General features: G+C 74.1%; 3 protein-coding genes. 2 read left to right on the forward strand and 1 reads right to left on the reverse strand.

Features of this window, described 5'->3' with window-relative positions; genetic code table 11:
• Nucleotides 1–144: 144 nt before the first annotated feature.
• Nucleotides 145–798 carry a hypothetical protein gene (locus LG632_RS29790; RefSeq protein WP_226731043.1) on the reverse strand — a complete coding sequence of 218 codons (654 nt, stop codon included), beginning with the start codon at nucleotides 796–798 and terminating at the stop codon, nucleotides 145–147.
• Nucleotides 799–1,050: 252 nt separating this feature from the next.
• Between LG632_RS29790 and purN the strand changes: the two genes are divergently transcribed.
• Both purN and purH read left to right on the forward strand, forming a co-directional pair.
• Nucleotides 1,051–1,665, forward strand: a complete 615-nt coding sequence (gene purN, locus LG632_RS29795; RefSeq protein ID WP_226731044.1) for a phosphoribosylglycinamide formyltransferase — start codon at nucleotides 1,051–1,053, stop codon at nucleotides 1,663–1,665.
• Nucleotides 1,662–3,230, forward strand: coding sequence for a bifunctional phosphoribosylaminoimidazolecarboxamide formyltransferase/IMP cyclohydrolase (purH, locus tag LG632_RS29800; RefSeq protein ID WP_226731045.1), 1,569 nt, complete (start codon nucleotides 1,662–1,664; stop codon nucleotides 3,228–3,230). The genes purN and purH overlap by 4 nt, the downstream gene beginning before the upstream one ends.
• Nucleotides 3,231–3,325: the final 95 nt, after the last annotated feature.

The following is a 3,325-nucleotide window of genomic DNA, read 5'->3' on the forward strand; positions in this document are numbered from 1 at the left end:
CGGGGCGCCGTATCCGCCCGGGCCCGCGCAGGGGCTCCCGCCGGTGGCGCCGGTCCCGCCGGTGCCGCCGGTCGGGCCGGTGCCGCCGGTGCCGTACGGGGCCGGGGTGCGGGTCGTGGTGCGCAGGGGGAAGGGCGGGCGCGGTTAGCGCTTGACCTCCAGCAGGCGGCCCAGGAGGTTGTCCGGCAGGAGTTTGTTGCACTCGAGCTCGGCCGTCTGGGTCAGGGCGTCGTCGCGGCAGACGTAGAAGTCCTTGTAGACCAGTTGGACGGTGTACGAACCGGCCGCCAGGAGCAGGGCCAGGGTCGCCATGACCAGGCCGCTGGCGGCGGCCGTGCGCTGCGGGCGCGCCGCGTCGCCGAGGGCCGCCAGGCCTTCCTCGCGCCGCGCCGCGCCGGCGGCGCCGCCGCCCGCGCCGAGCCCCGCTCTGCCGGCGCCGCCCGCCGCCTCGGCGGGGTCCCGCTTCGCCCGGAGCGCGCTCACGCCCCAGTACAGCGCGAGCGCGCCCAGCATCAGCCCCATCGCCGGGATGCCGAACAGGCCGAAGAAGAAGCCCCACATGCCCGACAGCAGGGCGTACCGGGCGCGTCGCTGCACCGGGTCCGTCGGGTCCCAGCGGATCGGGCCACCGCCGCCCGGGCCTTGGCCCTGGCCGGGGCCTTCGCCGCCGCCCTGCCGGTCGTACCGGTGCGCCCCTTCCCGCGGCTGCCAGGGCTGGTCCGGCTGGCCTTCCGGCGGCGCCGCGAAGGGGTTGTCGTCGGTGTCGTCGGTGGAGGAGGGCTGACGGCGGTCCGGCATCGGGTGCGTTTCTTCCCCTGTGTGGTTGCGTGCGGCGGGTTGCGGCCTGTATGCCCAGACGCTACCGCCCGCGCCCGCCCCCGTCCCTCGGGGGCTGTCGGGTGTGCCGGTATCGTTGCAGGCGGTCGGCGGCTTCGTAGGGTTCCCCGTATATCGGGGGCACGGAGTTTCGTACGATCGCATAAGAGTGTCCGCCTCTGCAGCCGCACGCAGGCGCACCGCGTAAGACGTCACCGCGAGAAAGGGCCTCCCATGGCCGCCTCCCGCCTGGTCGTGCTGGTCTCCGGCTCCGGCACCAACCTCCAGGCACTGCTCGACGCCATCGCCTCCGACCCCGAGGGCTACGGCGCCCGCGTCGTGGCCGTGGGCGCGGACCGGGACGGCATCGCCGGCCTGGAACGGGCCGAGAAGGCCGGGATCCCCACGTTCGTCTGCCCCGTCAAGGCCTACGCCACACGCCAGGAGTGGGACGAGGCCCTCGCCGAGGCCACCGCCGCCCACGAGCCCGACCTCGTCGTGTCCGCCGGGTTCATGAAGATCGTGGGGAAGGAATTCCTGCGGCGCTTCGGCGGGCGGTTCGTCAACACGCACCCCGCCCTGCTGCCGGCCTTCCCCGGCGCGCACGGCGTACGGGACGCCCTCGCCTACGGGGCGAAGGTCACCGGCTGCACGGTCCACTTCGTGGACGCCGGCGTCGACACCGGCCCGATCATCGCCCAGGGAGTGGTCGAGGTCAGGGACGGGGACGACGAAGCCGCTCTGCACGAGCGCATCAAGGAAGTCGAGCGCAGGCTGCTCGTCGACGTCGTGGGGCGACTGGCCCGGCACGGCTACCGCATCGAGGGACGAAAGGTAACGATCCAGTGACCGCCGAAGGTACGAACAAGCGGCCGATCCGACGTGCGCTCATCAGCGTCTACGACAAGACCGGGCTGGAGGAGCTGGCGACCGGGCTGCACGGGGCGGGCGTGACGCTGGTGTCGACCGGGTCGACCGCCTCCAGGATCGCCGCCGCCGGCGTCCCCGTCACCAAGGTCGAGGAGCTGACCGGCTTCCCCGAGTGCCTGGACGGCCGGGTCAAGACCCTGCACCCGCGCGTGCACGCCGGCATCCTCGCCGACCTGCGGCTCGACAGCCACCGCGCGCAGCTCGACGAGCTCGGCGTCGAGCCGTTCGACCTGGTCGTCGTCAACCTCTACCCGTTCCGCGAGACCGTCGCCTCCGGCGCGAGCGACGACGAGTGCGTCGAGCAGATCGACATCGGCGGCCCGTCCATGGTCCGCGCCGCCGCCAAGAACCACCCGTCCGTGGCCGTCGTCACCAGCCCGGCGCGCTACGCCGACGTGCTGGCCGCGGTCCAGGACGGCGGGTTCGAGCTGGCCGCCCGCAAGCGCCTGGCGGCCGAGGCCTTCCAGCACACGGCCGCGTACGACGTCGCCGTCGCCTCCTGGTTCACGAACGCGTACGCGCCGCAGGAGGGCGGCGAGCTGCCCGAGTTCCTCGCCGGGGCGTGGGAGCGCAAGGCCTCGCTGCGCTACGGCGAGAACCCGCACCAGGCCGCCGCGCTCTACACGGACGGGCAGCCGGGCGGCATCGCCAACGCCGAGCAGCTGCACGGCAAGGAGATGTCCTTCAACAACTACGTGGACACCGAGGCCGCCCGCCGCGCCGCCTACGACCACGACGAGCCCTGCGTCGCGATCATCAAGCACGCCAACCCGTGCGGCATCGCGGTCGGCGCCGACGTCGCCGAGGCGCACCGCAAGGCGCACGCCTGCGACCCGCTGTCCGCGTTCGGCGGCGTCATCGCCGTCAACCGCCCGGTGACCGTCGCGCTCGCCGAGCAGGTCGCGGAGATCTTCACCGAGGTCATCGCCGCTCCCGCGTACGAGGACGGTGCCGTCGAGGTGCTCGCCCGGAAGAAGAACATCCGGGTGCTCAAGGTGGACGGCCACCCGCTGCAGCCCGGCGACCTCAAGCCGGTCTCGGGCGGGGTGCTGCTCCAGCAGTCCGACGCCTTCCAGGCCGAGGGCGACGACCCGGCGAACTGGACCCTGGCCGCCGGTGACGCGCTGTCCGCCGAGGAGCTCGCCGAGCTCGCCTTCGCGTGGAAGGCCTGCCGCGCGGTGAAGTCCAACGCCATCCTGCTGGCCAAGGACGGCGCCTCGGTCGGCGTCGGCATGGGCCAGGTCAACCGGGTGGACTCGGCGAAGCTCGCCGTCGAGCGGGCGGGCGCCGAGCGCGCGCAGGGCTCGTACGCCGCCTCGGACGCGTTCTTCCCGTTCCCGGACGGCCTGGAGATCCTGACGGCCGCGGGCATCAAGGCCGTGGTCCAGCCCGGTGGTTCGGTGCGTGACGAGCAGGTGGTCGAGGCCGCGCGGAAGGCCGGCGTGACCATGTACTTCACCGGGACCCGGCACTTCTTCCACTGATCACCCCGCCGGCGCCCCGGGTGGCGCCCCTCCGACGCGGGGGGGGGGGGGGGCCGGCCCCCGGGGGGGGCGGGCGGCCCCGCGGGGGGGCGGGG

Origin of the sequence: Streptomyces antimicrobicus, from assembly GCF_020532625.1 — a bacterium.
GTDB lineage: Bacteria > Actinomycetota > Actinomycetes > Streptomycetales > Streptomycetaceae > Streptomyces > Streptomyces antimicrobicus.

Excerpts from the sequence above, each read along its gene's own strand:
- purN (WP_226731044.1), top strand. The coding sequence starts at position 1,051 with ATGGCCGCCTCCCGCCTGGTCGTGCTGGTCTCCGGCTCCGGCACCAAC.
- LG632_RS29790 (WP_226731043.1), bottom strand. The coding sequence starts at position 798 with ATGCCGGACCGCCGTCAGCCCTCCTCCACCGACGACACCGACGACAAC.